The following is an 18,861-nucleotide window of genomic DNA, read 5'->3' on the forward strand; positions in this document are numbered from 1 at the left end:
AAAATATCAGGAAGAGGAAGAACGTAAAGAGGAAAGGGATGGAAAAGATTTTACGCAGATGAACCTTGGAATATAGCCCTTTGGGCTGCTTCTTTAAGCCACCTGCTTTGCAGGTGGTATTTGACTTTACTGGAACAAAATCCTGAATGGCAGTAATGAAACCGGGCATGAGACCATTGAAAAAAAATATACCGAATGAAATATTTGATCATTGTATGTTTTATGATTGTTGTAAACGTGTTACAGGCGCAACAATCTTTATTTCTTGTGGCAGGCCAAAGCAATGCCGTAGGCATGGCCGACAGCAGCGCTTCTGTTACCACGACTGCATCAGAATATTGTTATACCACCAATTCATTAAAGCCTTTAAAAGATCCTGTGGGTTGTAATGAATTGCATTTTCAAAAAGCCAGTACAGGCAGCGCCTGGCCTGCATTTGCAGATGCTTACGCAAAACAAACAGGCGATAAAGTGGTTATTGCTCAGGCAGCAAGAGGTGGCAGTTCGTGCAGTTATAAAGCAGAGCTTGATGATTATGGCACCTGGGATACAACAGGGCGCCTGCCTTTATTCGACAGCGCCATCATTAAAACCAAAGCCGCCATTCGCAAAACAGGAATCCCTTTAAAAGGTATTATATGGAGCCAGGGTGAAAGAGATGCCAATGCTATAAATACGGGACAATTAACAGCGGCAGTATATAAATCCACTTTGGAAAATCTTATCCTGAGATTCAGAAAAAAGTTAGGCCATGATACTCCGTTTTACATTATACAAACAGGATATTATAAAGACCATGATAAAAAGGGCTTTGATGAAGTGCGTACATGCCAGCGTGATGTTGCAGCACAAGTGAAAAATGTAATGCTTGTTTATGATGAAACGGGTTCGTTTATACAAAAGGGATTAATGAAAGACCAGATACATTATAATCAACAGGCTCTAAATATGATCGGCAAAACGGTTGCGGAAAGAATTGTATCAGCAGAAAAAAAATAATTTATGATCAGGTATATCGCTATAATTTTTACAGTGTTTTTGTCAATATCAATAAACGCCCAGCCGGTGAATGATTATAGCCTGAACGGCGAATGGAAATTTGCAACAGACCCGGTTAAAGTGGGTGAGCAAAGAAAATGGTACGATGCCGGTTTTAATGCATCTCCGTTTGATGTTGTCACCGTGCCGCATTGTTTTTCCGTTGATCCGCGGTATCTGTTTTATACAGGTAAAGCCTGGTATTTTAAAAAGTTTACTGCTGTTGCATCCTCCCAAAAAAGAACCTGTTTAAAATTTGATGCAGTTTTTTATAAATGTAAGGTATGGTTGAACGGCGCTATGATCGGCGAGCATGAAGGTGGTTATACGCCATTTGAATTTGATATAACGGCTGCACAAAAAGACAGCAATGTATTGGCTATTGAAGTGGATAACGCATGGGACACTACTACCATTCCCGGCGCCAAAGCCAGCGATGGCGATGAAAAGCCTGATGCAGCGCAATGGTTTCCGTGGATTAATTATGGTGGCATTACAAGACCGGTGCATCTTATTACAAGGCCGGAAGTATATGTACAAAATATAAAGATTGTTGCTGAACCGGATTTGGTAAAAGGCAATGCCACCATCAGGCTTAAAGCGTTTATTAAGAACACCTCATCATCAACTCAAAAAATACCTGTAAAGCTTTTAATAAAGCATAATGATAAGATATTGGATGCTGTGTTTAAACCGGTAGATATTTCTGTAGCCGCAGGCGAAACAGCAACAGCAGACATAATGGGTGTTGTTGCTGCAAAAGATGTAAATCTTTGGAACCAGGATGCGCCAAACTTATATACGGCGCAGGTTGCTGTAACATCCGACACACTCAGCAAAAGATTTGGCATAAGAAAGATTGAAGTAAAAGGCACGCAATTATTATTGAATGGCGAGCCTGTAAAAATGGGCGGTTGTAACCGGCCCCTCGATTATCCCGGTTACGGTTCTATGGATCCTAAAGAAGTGCTGGATAAAGACCTTGCACTTATTAAAAGCGGCGGTATGGAACTGTCCCGCATCAATCATTATCCTGTTACAGAATACCAGTTAGATTGGGCTGATGAACATGGTTTATTGATAATAGAAGAAGCGGGCAACTGGCAGATGACGCCCAGGCAAATGAGCGATACCATGATGCGCCGCAAATATCAATCGCAGATGAAAGAGATGATTGAACGCGACTGGAATCATCCCTGCCTGATTGCCTACAGTGTAGGCAATGAATTCAAATCGCAAACAGAAGAAGGCAAGGCCTGGGTGAGAGACATGAAACAGTTTGTTAGATCGTATGACAGCAGCCGCCTGATAACTTTTGCCAGCATGTATGTTGCCAGGCCAACCATAACCAACCCTGAAGAGGAAGCTTCGCAGTATGTTGATTTTGTAAGCGCTAATATTTATGGCGATCACTTCAATGCGCTTCAACGCATTCATAAATTATATCCCGACAAACCTGTTTTTATAAGCGAATTCGGATGGCGGACCGATGGCGTAAAGAGCGAAGCCGAACGTATTGAATTGCTTAAAAAGGCCATGCAGGATTTCAGGAAATGTGATTATTTGATTGGCGCATCTGTATGGACATTCAATGATTATTTCAGCCGCTTTCCCGGCACCAATCCCAATGGTTACAGGCCCTGGGGTTTGGTTAAACCTGACCGTACGCCAAGAGGCATTTATCCTGTATGGCAGGAAGAATTTGCGCCCGCAACAGTTGAGTTAATTAAAACATCTTCAGGCAATGCAATAAAGGTTACAGCAAGAAAAGATTTTCCTGCTTATACGATAAGAAATTATCAACTGCAATGCAATGGAAAAACATATAACATTAAAACACTAAAACCCGGAGAAGAAGAAGTGGTCAATGTTGATATACCATCGCAGCAGGCCAATGTGCAGTTAATAAAACCAGGAGGATTTGTTATCCTGCAAAAAACATTGCAATAAAAATCATACAAAAGCTATCATAACTCTAATTGAATGATAAAGTCTGAAAGTTTGGAAGGCAGGGCATTTCCGTTGGTTGAGATACAGGCAGATCTTGTTATTGCAGGCGGCGGTTTATCAGGTATATGCGCCGCAGTTACCGCCGCAAGGCAAGGTTTGAAGGTTGCGCTGGTGCAGGACAGAAGCGTGCTTGGCGGCAATGCCAGCAGCGAAATACGTTTATGGATATTAGGCGCCACATCACACATGGGCAATAATAACCGCTGGGCAAGAGAAGGGGGTGTGGTGGATGAGATACTGGTTGAAAACACATACCGCAATCCCGAAGGCAACCCGCTGATACTCGACGCTATTTTGCTGGATAAAGTTGTAAGCGAACCTAACATAACCCTGCTGCTGAATACCACCGTGTATAGTTTAAATAAAAAACAACCTGATATTATAGAAAGCCTCAGTGCATACTGCAGCCAGGACCAGAAAGCATATTTGTTAAAAGCGCCGTTATTTATGGATGCTTCCGGCGATGGTGTGGTGGGCTTTCTTTCGGGTGCAGCATTTCGTATGGGTGCGGAAAGCCAGGATGAATTTGGCGAACGCTTTGCGCCATCTGGAGATTACGGGGAGCTGCTTGGCCATTCTTTGTATTTCTATTCAAAAGATACCGGCAAACCGGTAAAATTTGTTGCGCCTTCATTTGCCTTGAATGATATAACAAAGATTCCAAAATTCAGAAGCTTTAATTCGCATGAATATGGCTGCAAACTCTGGTGGATAGAATATGGCGGCAGGATGGATACGGTGCATGATACCGAAAAAATAAAATGGGAGTTATGGAAGATCGTTTACGGCGTATGGGATTATATAAAAAACTCAGGTAATTTTCCTAATGCGGAAACACTCACCCTTGAATGGGTAGGCATGATCCCCGGCAAAAGAGAAAGCCGCCGCTTTGAAGGGGATTATATTTTAAAACAACAGGATATTGTGGAGCAGCGCACCCATACAGATGCGGTGGCTTTTGGCGGATGGAGTATTGACCTGCATCCTTCTGACGGCATTTATTCAAGTGAGCCGGGCTGCAATCAATGGCATAGCAAAGGCGTTTACCAGATACCTTACCGCTGTTTATATTCAAGGAATATAAAAAATCTTTTTTTGGCCGGCAGAATTATAAGTGCATCCCATGTGGCATTTGGTTCCTCAAGGGTGATGGCTACAAGTGCTTATGTATCGCAGGCTTCGGCAATGGCAGCCGTGCTATGCAAAAAATATAACAGCCTGCCTGCTGACATTTTTAATAAAGGGCATATACATGAACTGCAGCAATGTTTATTAAAAGCCGGCCAGCATATACCCGGCATTCAATTAAATGATAACGACGATCTTGTTAAGCAGGCTGAAATAAGCGCCAGCAGTGAATTGCAGCTTCAGGAAATTGAAGAAACACATTTGCTGCAAAACCTTGATTTAAGCGTTGCTCAAATGCTGCCTGTTGATAAAGGTGATGTTCCCATTGTCAGTTTTCATGCATACACTAATGAGGCAACAACATTAAAAGCCGAATTAAGATTATGTTCAAGAACAGGAAGTTTTACACCCGATATATCTGTCGGTTCATTTGAAATACTGTTAAAAGAAGGAAAGAATTGTGTGCAACTGCAAAGCAATTATAAAATAACAGAAGCGCAATATTTGTTTGTAATGCTGCATAAAAATCCTGCTGTAAAACTATCCCGCTCCTATAAACGTATTACCGGCATTTTAACGGTGTTTAATACCATTAATCCTGATGTTTCAAATTATGGCAAACAGGAGCCGCCTGATTTTATAGGCATGGATAGTTTTGAATTCTGGTGCCCTCAAAGAAGACCGCAGGGCCATAATCTTTCGTTTAAATTGGGCAGGCCTTTGCCGGCATTTGGTGTTGAAAATATACGCAACGGCATCAGCAGGCCGGTAAATGCACCCAACGCCTGGGTAGCAGATTTTAATGATGCACAACCAACATTAACATTGCAATGGTCATCAGTCAAAAAAATAAAAAAAATCGTGCTGGCATTTGATACGGATTTTGATCACCCGATGGAATCTGTATTGATGACGCATCCTGAAAATGTAATGCCTTTTTGTGTGAGCAATTACAGGTTGTATGATGATAAGATGAATCTTGTGTATAATAAAAAAGATAATCATCAAAGCCGGAATGAAATAATATTTGATGAAGCTGTTATCACCTCAAAACTTGTGATAGAATGTGATCATCCTTCAGCAAACACATCTGCTGCTGTTTTTGAAGTGAGATGTTATGAATAAGAAATAAACATTAACGCGTTGTATTATTTAAAATGTAAATAATGAATGATGTTTTTAGATCGTCATGTCGAGGTAACGAGACATCTCATGAATTTAAACCTGCATGTTTAGTGAGAGATTTCTCCTATCGTCGAAATGACGGTTCAATCCTTCTTTATGAAATCTAACATCACAACACTATAAACATTAATACTTATTGAATATGTATAGGAAGAAAGCTGTTTTTATTGCACTGTTGTTTCTAAATATAAGATTGATTGCACAAAATCAACTTACACTTTCAGGTAAACAAATCCGTGTTGAATGGAATAAATCAGCCAATGGCTGGGTATTGAGCAAGCTTGGTTTTTTTAAAGATGACAGATGGGTTGATCTGCAACATCCTTCCGGTGAATATACCTTGTTATACGATGAACAAAAACCACCTTCACAACCCGATACTGTTTTCAAAGATATAAACGGCAAAGCATGGCCTGATACACTTTATCACTACCAGATTGCCCGCTGGAAACAGGCTACTTCCCCCGTTGATTTAAATACAGCAGGCAAGGCGTATTATTTTTATCCTTCATCTGCCACACAAACAAACAACAGCATAATATTTACCAGCGAAACACCAGTTGCTACCATTACAACAATATGGCGCATAGATGAAAATTACAGTGGCGACATCATCGTTCAGCAAAAACTGCAATGCAAACAAAATGGTTATTATTCGCTTGCCAGTCCTTCTGTTATAACGGTTGATGCAAAAGATATTACCTGGGCAACCATGCCGGGATATTTCCAGGGCAGGGCGTTTGAAAAGAATGGCGTGTTAAGTTACGGTTACGGGCAGGGCATACCTGCTTTACCGTTTGTTTATCGCGAACGCTGCGCCGGTTCTTTATGCCCTATCATCAGTACAAAACAAAATATATCTTTTTGCGTGGCGCCTCAACCCGGCCTTGCCCGTGATCCGTGGGAATATGATAAGAACACGCATTCAAACTGGTTTGTGGGCTTGTCGCACATGAACAGGAAAGCCATGCTTTCTCCAACTGTATATTATCCGGTGCTGGGCGAACCACATTCGCAGCTTTCTGCAAACGATACCATTGGTTATACATTCCGGTATAGTTTCAGCAATAAAGAATGGTACAATTTGCTTACGCATATTGTGAATGATGTGTATGATTTTAATAAAACGCTTGCATTAAGGCATAATAAACAATCGTTGGTAAGCAGGGTTGAACACATGCACGAATATGTGAAAGATCAAAAGACCTCACTCTGGAATATTGAAGAATATAAAGGGCTTAAAATTGGCGGCCAGTCTTATCTCGGCGGTGTTGTAGGTTCAAACAAAGATGCCATTAAAAACTCTGATTACGGAGCTATGTGGATGCTGGCGCATACAACCAATGACAGGTTTTTATTGGATAGTGTATTGCCTTATGCTTTAAACTTCAAACTGGCGCAACAGGCAGATACCGGCTTTTTTAAAGGCGCTGCCATTGGCCAGTATTATCTTGCCAACAGCAAACATTTTACAGAAGAGTGGGGCGAGTTTGTGGAGCCCATAAGCCTTACCTATTACATTATGCTCGACATGGGCAACATACTTTTATTTGAACCGGATAATACAGCATTAAAAGAAAAACTCAGGCTGGGTGCAGACCTTTTGCTTAAATGGCAAAAGCCGGATGGTAGCTGGGAAGTAGCGTATGACAAGTTCACGCATGAGCCAATGTTTACTGATTTGAAAGATCTCCGCCCAACTTTCTACGGCCTGCTCGTTGCCTATCGTATTTTAAAAGATAAAAAATATCTGGATGCTGCTGTAAAAGGCGCCAACTGGTATGCAAGCAATGGTGTTGACAAAGGTTGTTTCATTGGTGTATGTGGCGATGCCCGTTATGCCCCTGATTTTGCCACCGGGCAAACCGCACAGGCTTACATGGATCTGTTTGATATAACGAAAAACAATCAATATAAAGAAGCGGCCATAAAAGCCGCGAGGATTTATCTCAATTCCATTTACACACACCCGGTGGCAAATGAAAAAGATAAGATAGTGAATGGTTTTCCGGGAAAAGACTGGCAGATATCTCAGTCAGGTTTAAGCTTTGAACATGGCGGCATATTGGGTTCTGCCAATGGCGCAGGGCCCATTATGCTGTGCAGCCATGCCGGTATGTTTGTGCGCATGTTTGAATTGACAAAAGACAGCCTGTTTATTGAAATGACAAGGGCTGCGGCCATAGGAAGATATGCGTTTGTTGACAGTGCCACCAGCGTTGCATCATATTACTGGGCAACAATGAATAAAGGCGCCGGCCCTTACCCGCATCATGCCTGGTGGCAGATAGGGTGGATAACCGATTATCTTTTATCAGAAGCGCAAATGCGTTCCAATGATAATATTGTTTTTCCAAGGGGGTTTGTAACGCCAAAAGTTGGCCCGCATGAATCGTATGGTTTTGCGCCTGGAAAAATTTATGGCCATTCCGCCATGCTTATAAACCGTACCGGGCTTATAACATGCGATAATCCTGATGTAGAATATATTGTTGCCAAAGGCACAGATAACAAAAGCCTGTTTCTTATTTTAATGAATGATACAGGTGAACCAACAACAGCGGATATCAGTATAAATGAAGATATGCTGAAAAAAGAAATTCCTTTTGCTGATAAAGCAGTATCTGATCTCATTTCAAAATCGAAAGAAAATTTCAGCAACAGCAAACAGGTAACGCTTAAGCCTTATGGTTTACGGGTATTTCAGCTTCAATAAACAACAGAAGAATACATGAGCAATCTTGATATTATAGTAATGGCTGTTTTTGCCTTATTGATATTGGGCATCGGCATGATGTTCACAAAAGTGGGGAGTAAAAACTCTGCTGCTTTTTTTGAAGCCGGCGGCTCGACACCGTGGTGGATAAACAGTATTTCTTTATTCATCAGTTATTTTTCTGCAGGCACATTTGTCGTGTGGGGTTCCATTGCCTATAAAAGCGGCTTTGTTGCCAACGGCATTCAGCTAACAATGGTATTTGGCGGTATGCTGGTGGCGTTGTTTGTTGCCGCCAAATGGAAAAGAACAGGCGCTGTAACTGCTGCTGAATATATTGGTAAAAGGCTTGGCAAAAAAACCCTGCAGTTTTATACCGTGCTTATTATGCTGCATGGTTTGTTCACAACGGCATCAGTGTTATACCCTGTTGGTAAAATGGTGAATGTAGCTACAGGCTTATCTTTAAATGCAAGCATCCTCATCATCAGTGTTATCATTATTCTTTATACGTCAGCGGGTGGGTTATGGGCCGTGCTGGTGACAGATGTAGTGCAGTTTGTAATTCTTACGGCGGCTGTTATGATCGTGATACCAATGGCCTTTAAAGAAGTGGGTGGTGCATCAACTTTTATTAATAAAGCGCCCGGTGATTTTTTTAAATTCTTTAATTCGGAGTACTCCTTTGGGTTCTTCCTCGCCTTTCTCGCTTATCAAACGGTGTATATTGGCGGTAACTGGGCTTATGTACAGCGCTATACAAGTGTATCAAATGAAAGAAATTCAAAGAAAGTAGCGTGGCTTTTCACGTTGCTTTATTTTATAAGCCCGTTTATATGGATGTTACCGCCCATGTTATATCGCGTTATTAATCCAAACTTAACAGGCCTGCAGCCCGAAGGCGCTTATATGATGATATGCCAGCAGGTTTTACCGGCCGGGTTGATAGGGCTTGTTTTATCAGGAATGATATCGGCCAGCGCCAGCAAGGCAAACACTACTATAAATATGATGGCGATTGTATTTGCGCATGATGTTTATAAAAAAATGATACGCCCTGCTGCCACTGAAAAAGAATTAATATTTGCTGCAAGGGTTTTTACTGTGGCCTTTGGCGTAATTACCGTTGTGATAGCCATGCTGGTGCCGCTTATCGGCGGTATTGTTGAAATGGTTTTAAGCACAGCATCTATAGCAGGCGGCGCTTTGTTTGCCCCCATTATATGGACGTTATATTCCAAACGGCAAACAGCCATATCCGTTGTTACAGCCTCACTGGCAGGTTTAATTATCAGTTTGGTATTAAAACTTTTTAGTGTTGAATTATTGGGATTTAAAGTTGACCGTTTTTGGGAAACCACACTGGGTGTCGGGATACCGGTTCTCGTTTTGTTATTATGGGAAATATATTATGCCATCAATAATAAAGTATCTGCCCTGGCTGATGTTTTTGCATATATGCCACGGCATACCGCTGCACAGGAAACCGATGCCCGTACACAAAATAATTTTGGTATAAGAGTGATTGCCGCAGCCATAGCTATTGTTGGCAGCGGGATTGCCCTGCTGGGTGCCTTTGCACAGGAAGGAAAAACAGCATTTATTGTAGGTATTATTATCCTGATAACAGCTTTTCCTGTATGGCGGCTAAGCAGCACCAACTGATAATGGCAAACAGTTTAAAAAATAGAGAACTTTGTTCAGACTTTTGAAATAAACCACACAGATACAGCATAGACAAGGACAAGAGCGGCACAAAGATTTTTCATCGAAAATGAAAATACTATGATTTGCTTTGTGCTTCACTTAATATTGAATACATTTTTCTAAGTAATTACTATATTTCTGATATGGTTAAAATAAGCCTGAACAACCCAGGATCAGGAAAACAAAACCGCAATATGGCAGAACGGCTACATTTTTTGTCCCGGCTTTTAATTGCGATACCGGTTTTGAAGAATTGTTACAAAACTTGTTTGCACCTTAGCAATAAGCTTCGCAGGAACGATCGTACTGCAAATTTTGTTTTCAAAACAGCCTTCCCTGCTTCTCTCCCGGCCGCTTAAACAAACTTTGGTTCAAACTCCAGTCTTCTGCGTTCATGCCATATATCTTTCCATATTTGCGGTATTGCTGGGCTACCAGTTGTGCAATCGGACCTTCACCGCGCATGCGCACACCCCAGCGTGTATCATTCACCTGGCCATCATGGCTTTTTTCAATCAGGTGCCAAACCTTATCTGCGCGCTCCGGAAAATTTTTATACAGCCAGTCATGAAACAAAAATTTGATAGCGCCATTCAAACGGATAAACGTGTAAGCCGTAAACGTAGCGCCATTGTCCCTTGCCGCTTTCATGATGCGCTGCATCTCATGTTCATTCAAGCCAGGAATCATCGGCCCCATCATAATGCCCATGCGCACACCGGCGCTGCTTAATTCATTGATCACCCTTAATTTTTGTCTGGCAGTTGTAGTGCGTGGTTCCATCACCCGCCGTAAATCTTCATTGAATGATGTAATGGAAACCATGGCCGATACAATGTTCTTCCTGCCCATTTCAGCCAGCACATCTTTATCTTTTAATATCCATGAATTTTTGGTGAGAATACCCACCGGCTGGTTAAATTCGTTGCATACTTCCAGCAGCCCGCGGGTTAAACGGTATTTTTGTTCTGCCGGCTGGTAACAATCCGTATTGCCGCTTAACATGATAGGCGTGGCATCCCACTTTGGGTGCAATAAAAATTTACGCAGCAACTGCGGCGCATTTTTCTTCACGATGATCTTTTGCTCAAAGTCCATACCCGCGCTGTAACCCCAGTATTCATGCACATTGCGGGCATAACAATAAATGCAGCCATGCTCGCAGCCTGCATAAGGGTTCATACTGTAGCTCATGCCCACATCTGGGCTTTCCACTTTATTTACAATCGTTTTTACTTCCTGTTCCAAATAAATGGTCGGCAATGTTTTTTCTTCCCAATCATCTATAGCTTCCACATGTTCCTTAGAGACTTCATTTATTAAAAATTTATTTTTTGTATTGAATTGGGCGCCGCGACCAGAATGATACGTTGTTGTTTCATCATGGCCTTTTGGGCGTGGTTTTGCATTGGGGTTATGTGTTATGTTTTTCACAGACAATATTTTTGATCTTGTTATTTTTATTTTTTGAATGCTTCGCATTCTTTTTGTCTGTTCTTTTCTCTTGAAAGAAAAGAACCCCCGCCTGACCGATTTCAGCCGGGCAGGAAAAGTTCAAGGACGAATGATATTGCTCAGTATCATATTTGTTTTTCTATTGTCTTCGCGAACCTCCTTCGTCGGTTTCAGCACATTTGCCCATTCGTCTTGATTAAGCTTTGTGCTGCTGATTCTTCGGCTGTTGAGCCTTGATCATCAGGTGCAACAACGTATGTTTATTTAAGCTTCTTAAATATTATGATGCCTGATTTTATCAACAATTTTGAATTAAACAATCAGGTTGATCCTTTAATCAGATAAATCCAGGTTCAGACAGCCTGCTTAAATGCAGCAACTCAAAGTATTCAGGTTGCCGCTCTATCATTATATCAGTATCCTTCTAAATTGGGCACCCCCTCTCCACTCTGTGGCGAGGGGGTGGGGGTTGAGGGCTGAACAAACTGCACTCAAGCACGTGGATTACGCAGGTTACAACGCCCCACACATGGCTGCGGCTATCAAAATTGTGTACCTGTATGCTGCGCATTCGTTTATTGGCGCATAACAGTTCCACATAAGCTGCATTGCGCTGCATTCTGCGTACCAGCAATTCGCCGTCAAGTATGGCAACGATCAGTTTTCCACTGGATGGTTTTATGCTGCGGTCAACAATTAAAACATCGCCGCTGAAGATGCCGTCTTCCATCATGGCATCGCCATTCATCCGAAAGAAAAAGGTGGCGGGTTTGTTTAAAATAAGCTGCTCATTCAGGTCAATGCCGCGCTCCATATAATCATCGGCAGCGGCGGCAAAACCATTGGCGTTTGCGGTTTTTACATCATGCTGTGTAAAGCTTTTCGTGCCGCGGTAAGCGCTATTTTGCAATACGTCTCTTTCCATATATATAAAATTTATTTACCAATATTTTTAGTAAAAATAAACTAAATTGATTAGTTTAGCGCCTGGTTAGTAAATAATTTTTTTCACTGTTAAACTTTGTATATATGCAAAAAGGGTTAGTATTTTCTGCCGTAAGCCCTGCTGTCCCGCAGTCTTATGAATACCATTTAGTGGTGCATCCTGCCAAAGAAATTTTTGAGCAACTGAAGCAGGAGAAGGAAGATTTTTCTGCAACATATAAGGTAAGCCTTGCCCGCAAAACCTTGCCGCATATTACGGTGGCCGGTTTTCTGGCGGCCGAAAATATGGAGCAAACGTTGATTAAATGGCTGCATAAAATAATCAGCAGCCGGAAAAGATTTAATGTAATGCTCAATAATTACAGCGGCTTCCCTTCCTCCAAAACAGTATATGCGCGGGTGCAGGATCATGAACCGTTCAGGCTGCTTGCCGCATCGCTGCAGGTGATTGATCAATATATAAAGGATAATGGTTTCCCGCGCGCCATTATTCCTGCGCATCCGCATGTATCCATTGCCCGAAGCCTGCAGCAACAGGTGTATGAAAAAGCCATTATGGATTATTCGCGCAAAACATTCAATGCCAGTTTTATGGTGGATGAACTGGTGTTGTTAAAGCGGCAAAATCAGTATGATACGTGCAAACAGGTATGCGTGTTCAGGCTCGGCACTGCGCTGAATTAATGTCTGAACCGGGATTTGGGTGGATTAAAGGATTAGCAGGATCAAAGGCAAGGCTGGTTATGAAAATAGCATCTAAAAGTTTTAGGAGCTTGAAGGAAATTTTATGCTATTGCACCTAAACATCAAGGAATTACAGCCGAAGAATCAGCTGCATAACGGCTCAATCACGGCGCAAGAAAAAAAGTGCTGAATATCTTTTTTTCTTGATTTTTTCTTTGGTTACTTTCTTTTGTATCAAGACAAAAGAAAGTAACCAATACGTTGTCAAAAAGCATTAAAATCTTATGCCATAGGTTTTTCGTTTTGTAGTACTTCAACCCTTTCCCTTTTAAAAAACTGAAATAAAAAACAATCATTAAAAATTCTACGCCGTGGCGGAGATAGGGGCATGAAACATCCATTCATCATACAGGAATATTTAAGTGAGGTTGAAGCAAGGGCAGAAAAGCATGTATTGCCAGCGGAATATTTATTGGTGCTGCAACCGCACGAAGCATTGTGGAACGATATTAAATCCATCAAGGAAAAATTTGCGAATGACTACTGTTGTGCGCAGGCAAGGAAAGGCTTGCCTCATATAACACTGGTACGGTTCAAACAATTTCAGTCAACCGAAATGCATATAAGGCAGCATTTAAGAAATAATGCAAGAACTATAGCGCCATTCAAGGTTGAGCTGAAAGATTTCGGCAGCTTTCCATCCCATACCATTTATATACACATTGTAAGCAAAGCGCCCATAATGAATGCTGTAAAAACATTGCGTCAGCAGGCACAAAAGTTTATGAAAATGGATAAAGACAATAAGCCACATTTCATAACTGAACCGCACTTAACCATTGCCAGGAAGCTGCAGCCCTGGCAATATGAAAAAGGCTGGCCGGAATATCAGCATGCAACCTTTCATGGAAGATTTATAGCAGATCATGCATTGCTGTTAAAAAGAAAAGAAGGAGAATATTATAAGCTGGCGGAGAAGTTTGCGTTTGAAGGCGTGAAGGATGAAGTGAAACAGGCAGAACTTTTTGCCCCCATCCCCTAAAGGGGGGTTAAGCAAGTCTCTAATAAAATTAAAAATGTAATGCTGCATACAGAAACAATATCACAGCCGCAAGATGTTACCGGTTCCCCCTTCAGGGGGCGGAGGGGGTATGCTGTAGTTGATTGTAACAGCTTCTATTGTTCCGCCGAACGGGTTTTTCGCCCTGAACTGGCAGATAAGCCTGTTGTTGTTCTAAGCAACAATGATGGTTGTATTGTTAGCCGCAGCGATGAAGCAAAAGCTTTTGGCATTGAAATGGCCGGCCCGTATTTCAAGGCAAGAGAAACAATTGAAAAAAACAACATCGCCACATTCTCATCCAATTATAATTTATATGGCGATATGAGCTGGCGCGTAATGGAAACACTGCGCATTATAATGGGTGAGCAGCATGTAGAAGTGTATTCTGTAGATGAAGCTTTTATTAATATGGATGCAGTGCCTTTTGAAAAGCTTGATTTTGCCGCATTGCAGATACGCGAAACCGTTGAACAATGGACAGGTATTAAAGTATCGGTGGGAGTGGCGCCTACGAAAACCCTGAGCAAAGTAGCCAATCATATTGCCAAGTTGGATAAGGAAACCACGAAATGTGTTACTGTTCTAAAAACAATGGAAGATGTAAATAAAGCATTGCATAAAACCCCTGTTGGCGATGTTTGGGGTATTGGCAGGCAATATGCCGATAAGCTAAAAGCTTTTGGTATTTATGATGCTTATCATTTAACCCAAATGCCCGAAGCGTGGGCAAAAAAAACCTGGGTGGTGTGGTGGGCCTGCGTTTGATAAAAGAGCTAAAAGGTGAGCCTTTTATTGTGATGGATGAAGCGCTGGACCAGAAGAAAATGATTGCCACCACGCGCATGTTTGGCGCACCTGTAAAAGACAAACGAAGCATTAAAGAAGCCGTTGCTGCCTATACATCAAGAGCCGCCGAAAAGCTGCGCCGCCAGTATGGCGCAGCTTCTGTGATAAGCGCTTTTGTGGTGCCGAAAATGCCGCGTTCCGGCAGCAGCCATTTTTCACACGGGCTCGCCATAAGCCACAGCATTGTGTTGCCGCACCCCACCTGCGTTACCAGTGAATTAATAAAAGCCGCCATGAAAATCGTTGACCATATTTTTGAAGAAGGAAAACTGTACAAAAAAGCAGGCGTTATGCTAAGCGGCATTATACAGGATACTTCTGTACAGGGAGATTTTTTTATTCCGAAAGAAAAAAACAACAACCGCATGCTTATGAGCATGATGGACAACATCAATTTTAGTATGCGGGATGATATATTGAAATTTGCGGCATCCGGAACAAAACGTAACTGGAAGATGCGCCAGGAATTCCGCAGCCCAAGATATACGAGCCGGTGGAATGAATTATGCGAAGTGCGTTAGAAGTTTAAAAGTTCACAAGTTCACGAGGTTCACAAGTTGTCAGGCCAGCCTGTAAACCTGCCTGCTGTGCAGTTAAGGGTATGTCAGCTTTTAATTAACCGGCCGTCAAAAAAAATAAATAAAGATTAGTATGCCGGTTGAATTTTAATGCACACATTTGTTGCATGCAACTGCAGTTACAAAGCATTATTCCAACGCCTTTAAAAGATAAATTGCTGCAACGGCATTCCGACGTGTGGAATAAGCAATTGCAATTAAATAATGCTGAATACATAAAGATTAAAGCGCCCAGCGGCACGGGCAAAACCACGCTGGTGCATATCCTGTATAAGCTGCGCAGGGACTATGAAGGCAATGTGTTACTGGATGATAAAAATCTTGCAACATTCAATGCAGATGACCTTGCCTTACTGCGCCAGCAAAACATCAGCATCATTTTCCAGGACCTGCGTTTGTTCCCCAATATTACGGCGAGTGAAAACATCGAGCTTAACCGCGTATTGCAGCAGCCTTTATATGAAAGCCATGTAATTGATGAGATGGCTGCACAACTTGGCATTGCACATATATTGCATCAAAAAGCTGTTATGTGCAGTTATGGGGAGCAGCAGCGTATTGCCATTATCCGTGCATTAATGCAGCCTTTTAACTGGCTGATAATGGATGAGCCTTTCAGCCATCTGGATAAGAACAACATTGATAAAGCATCTGCTTTAATTGATGCAGAATGCAAAAAACGCAATGCGGGTTTTATATTGACTGACCTGGAAGATGATGATCACTTTAATTATACACGATTGTTGAACTTATAAATTTTCTTGCCCCTCTCCAAAGGAGAGGGGTGGGGGTGAGGTTTTATGCTTAACCAACTTTTAAAAAAACTCATACATACCCGCGGCCGCAACCGCAACGCAATGGCCGTTGCTGGTTTGTTTATTGCGCTGCTGCTTATATTATCTGCCGTGCAGATACAGGCAAATTATCAGCAACTGTTATATAGCAAAACCAGCCAGGACAGTATTGCCGATTTTCTTGTGATCAACAAAACGGTTACCGATAAAAACATTGGCGCTGCCACATTAAGCAATGCAGAAATAAATGATTTGAAACAACAGCCGTTTGTTGAGAAAATAGGAACGCTTACGCCCAGCCGTTTCAAAGTGGGCGTGCAGAGCATCAGCAAACAAATACCTTTTTACAGTGATTTCTTTTTTGAAAGCGTGCCCAATGAATTCCTCGATGTAAACACGCCAGCCTGGCAATGGAATGAAACCAGCAATTATATTCCCATGATCATTCCCAACATGTTTTTGGATATGTACAATTTCGGTTTCGCGCAAAGCCAGCATTTGCCGCAGCTTTCCCAGGATTTAATTACCAGCCTTCCCGTTCAGATAAACATACAAACACCAACCGGCGTTGTAAATTATTATGGCAAGGTAGTTGGTTTCAGCGACCGCATTTCGTCTGTGCTGGTGCCGCAGCCTTTCATGAATTGGGCCAATAAAAAATTTGGTACAGATGCAAACCAGCAGCCATCGCGTGTCATCATTCAAACAAACAATGCATCAAGCCCGCAACTGGCGGCGTATTTAAAAGCGCATAACCTTTCCACCAACACCGAAAAAACACGATTTGAAAAATACCGCGGCATCATTACAACCGTTGTCGCCATTTCATGGGCAATGGGCGGCCTCATGTTTTTGTTTGCCTTAATTGTGCTCACCTTGTTCATACAATTATCCATCGCATCGGCGCGTGAAGAAATTTATTTGCTGGTAACGCTCGGCGCGGCGCCCAAACAACTGCAACGTTTCCTGCGCCGGCAATTTCTTCCGGCCAATATCATTACAGTTATTATTACGCTTGTAATAGTTGCCGCGCTGCAGTTCATGCTGCAAAAAACCTTGATGCCGCAAAACATTTTCATCAGCCCGTACCTGTCTGTTTACACAATTGTTGCAGCATTCATAATCTTATTACTTATTGGTTATGTAAACAACCGCGCCATAAAAAAGTACATTCATTATAACAACTGATTTTTTATACTGCGTATAAATATTTTTTTATGCTGCCGGCAGGCTAAATAATGGCAGCACGGTTGCGTCGCATTACCGTCAACCGCATATTTTCATGGCAGCAACGGTTTCCTGTTTTTGCATTCAATATTTATTTTTATTTCGCAGTAAAGCAATTTGTAGATTTGAAGTATTATTGAGCGTATGGCTGAAGAGAATAAACTACCCACCATTAAGGAAATTGCCAAAAGGCTTAATATATCTGTATCCACCGTATCGCGGGCTTTGCACGATCATCCAAGCATTGGGCTGCGTACCAAAATGCGGGTGCAGCAACTGGCAGATGAATTAGGGTATGAACCTAATAAGATCGCTATTTTCTTCAAACAAAGAAAAACCTTTGCCATTGGCGTGGTGCTGCCCAGTTTAATTGAAGAGTTTTTTTCAAAAGCCATCAGCGGTATTGAAGATGTGGCCAGGAAAAATAATTACCATGTTTTCATTGGCCAGTCGCACGATGATGTGGAAATGGAAAAGGAGATCATCAGGGCGATGAAAGACCAGCACGTAGATGGCCTGATCGTAAGCTTAAGCAAGCAAACAAAGAACTACGATCATTTTACCGCGCTGGAAAAATATAATATACCGGTTGTTTTTTTCGACCGGGTGCCATCGTTGGCCAACGTGCATAAGGTGGCATTCGATATGGTGAAAGGCACTAAACAAATGCTGGAATTTTTGATTAAGAAAGGCCACCGCCGCATTGGCATTCTAAACGGGCCTGAAGAAATGATATCATCAAAGGAACGCACAGAGGCGTACAAAAAGGTAATGATCAAGAACAGGATAAAGATTGATATGAGCCTTGTGGAATCAACCGACCTTTCGCCTGAATCTACGGCCAGGGCAGTGGAAAAAATGCTTGCCTTAAAACCCAGGCCTACTGCGGTGGTTGCCATCAACGATTATATAGCGCTGGATGGCATTCGCCATGCAAAAAAACTGAACCTTGCTTTAAATAAAGACATAACATTTGTGAGTTACGCCAATATTCCTATCACCTCATTTTTACAAGACCCGCCTTTTGCATCTGTTGAACAATACCCCTACAAGCAAGGTGCAACAGCAGCTGAAATACTCATTGAATTAATGAACAATGCTGGCGTGCAGCCATACCATAATGTGCTTATTCACGGAGACCTTGTAATTCATACAGCACAAGATTAAGAAGTTATTTGAATTAATATAAAATAATGCCTGCCGGCCTGGGGCTTTGACTGATAAAATATAATTCAATGTCGTTTAGCTAAGAAAAACACTCAGTATTCAATAATCAATTATAAACGTCTGCAAAATGATTATTGAATTTTAAAAATAAAGCCTTCACTAAACGATATGGATATATAATTATTTAATATAACGTGAGTTCGGGATAAGCGATATGTTTAAAGCCTGCAGATAGACCTCACCTAAATCCTCTCCAAAGGAGAGGACTTCCGACGCCCTGAAACTCATAAAACATGCAAAAAATCATGTTTTTTTCCT

At 41.8% G+C, this 18,861-nt stretch carries 14 protein-coding genes; 12 read left to right on the forward strand and 2 right to left on the reverse strand.

Going from position 1 to position 18,861, the window contains the following annotated elements; genetic code table 11:
- Positions 1-195: 195 nt before the first annotated feature.
- From QM629_RS07170 to QM629_RS07190, 5 genes are all read left to right on the forward strand, one after another.
- A complete protein-coding gene (locus tag QM629_RS07170; protein WP_415158648.1) occupies positions 196-999 on the forward strand; it encodes a sialate O-acetylesterase in 804 nt (267 codons plus the stop codon).
- 3 nt (positions 1,000-1,002) lie between these two features.
- Positions 1,003-2,988, forward strand: a complete 1,986-nt coding sequence (locus QM629_RS07175) for a glycoside hydrolase family 2 protein (RefSeq protein WP_415158650.1) — start codon at positions 1,003-1,005, stop codon at positions 2,986-2,988.
- A 33-nt stretch (positions 2,989-3,021) separates the two neighbouring features.
- A complete protein-coding gene (locus tag QM629_RS07180) occupies positions 3,022-5,301 on the forward strand; it encodes an FAD-dependent oxidoreductase (RefSeq protein WP_415158652.1) in 2,280 nt (759 codons plus the stop codon).
- A 202-nt stretch (positions 5,302-5,503) separates the two neighbouring features.
- Positions 5,504-8,077, forward strand: a complete 2,574-nt coding sequence (locus QM629_RS07185) for a glycerophosphoryl diester phosphodiesterase (protein ID WP_415158654.1) — start codon at positions 5,504-5,506, stop codon at positions 8,075-8,077.
- A gap of 15 nt (positions 8,078-8,092) precedes the next feature.
- Positions 8,093-9,742, forward strand: coding sequence for a sodium:solute symporter family protein (locus QM629_RS07190; RefSeq protein ID WP_415158656.1), 1,650 nt, complete (start codon positions 8,093-8,095; stop codon positions 9,740-9,742).
- A gap of 363 nt (positions 9,743-10,105) precedes the next feature.
- On the opposite strand, the gene QM629_RS07195 is transcribed toward QM629_RS07190, so the two are convergent.
- Both QM629_RS07195 and QM629_RS07200 read right to left on the reverse strand, forming a co-directional pair.
- The gene (locus QM629_RS07195; RefSeq protein WP_415158658.1) at positions 10,106-11,218 is read right to left on the reverse strand and encodes a PA0069 family radical SAM protein; all 1,113 of its coding nucleotides are present in this window, start codon (positions 11,216-11,218) and stop codon (positions 10,106-10,108) included.
- Positions 11,219-11,663: 445 nt separating this feature from the next.
- Positions 11,664-12,164: a LexA family protein gene (locus QM629_RS07200; protein ID WP_415158660.1), complete on the reverse strand. Its 501-nt coding sequence runs from the start codon at positions 12,162-12,164 to the stop codon at positions 11,664-11,666.
- 104 nt (positions 12,165-12,268) lie between these two features.
- On the opposite strand from QM629_RS07200, the gene QM629_RS07205 reads away from it, so the two are divergent.
- The 7 genes from QM629_RS07205 (at position 12,269) to QM629_RS07235 (ending at position 18,543) form a co-directional block, all read left to right on the forward strand.
- Positions 12,269-12,868 (forward strand): 2'-5' RNA ligase family protein, encoded by a 600-nt coding sequence (locus QM629_RS07205; RefSeq protein ID WP_415158662.1) that lies wholly within the window; start codon positions 12,269-12,271, stop codon positions 12,866-12,868.
- A 388-nt stretch (positions 12,869-13,256) separates the two neighbouring features.
- On the forward strand, positions 13,257-13,910 hold the full coding sequence (locus QM629_RS07210) for a 2'-5' RNA ligase family protein (RefSeq protein ID WP_415158664.1): 654 nt from the start codon (positions 13,257-13,259) through the stop codon (positions 13,908-13,910).
- Positions 13,911-13,949: 39 nt separating this feature from the next.
- Positions 13,950-14,696, forward strand: a complete 747-nt coding sequence (locus QM629_RS07215) for a hypothetical protein (protein ID WP_415158666.1) — start codon at positions 13,950-13,952, stop codon at positions 14,694-14,696.
- Positions 14,654-15,298, forward strand: coding sequence for a DUF4113 domain-containing protein (locus QM629_RS07220; protein WP_415158668.1), 645 nt, complete (start codon positions 14,654-14,656; stop codon positions 15,296-15,298). The genes QM629_RS07215 and QM629_RS07220 overlap by 43 nt, the downstream gene beginning before the upstream one ends.
- 164 nt (positions 15,299-15,462) lie before the next feature.
- Entirely contained in the window at positions 15,463-16,110 is a 648-nt protein-coding gene (locus QM629_RS07225) for an ATP-binding cassette domain-containing protein (RefSeq protein ID WP_415158670.1), read from the forward strand.
- A gap of 45 nt (positions 16,111-16,155) precedes the next feature.
- Positions 16,156-17,337, forward strand: a complete 1,182-nt coding sequence (locus QM629_RS07230; protein ID WP_415158672.1) for an FtsX-like permease family protein — start codon at positions 16,156-16,158, stop codon at positions 17,335-17,337.
- A 183-nt stretch (positions 17,338-17,520) separates the two neighbouring features.
- On the forward strand, positions 17,521-18,543 hold the full coding sequence (locus tag QM629_RS07235) for a LacI family DNA-binding transcriptional regulator (protein ID WP_415158674.1): 1,023 nt from the start codon (positions 17,521-17,523) through the stop codon (positions 18,541-18,543).
- Positions 18,544-18,861: the final 318 nt, after the last annotated feature.

It is taken from the genome of Parafilimonas sp. (genome assembly GCF_047606085.1).
Taxonomy (GTDB): Bacteria; Bacteroidota; Bacteroidia; order Chitinophagales; family Chitinophagaceae; genus Parafilimonas.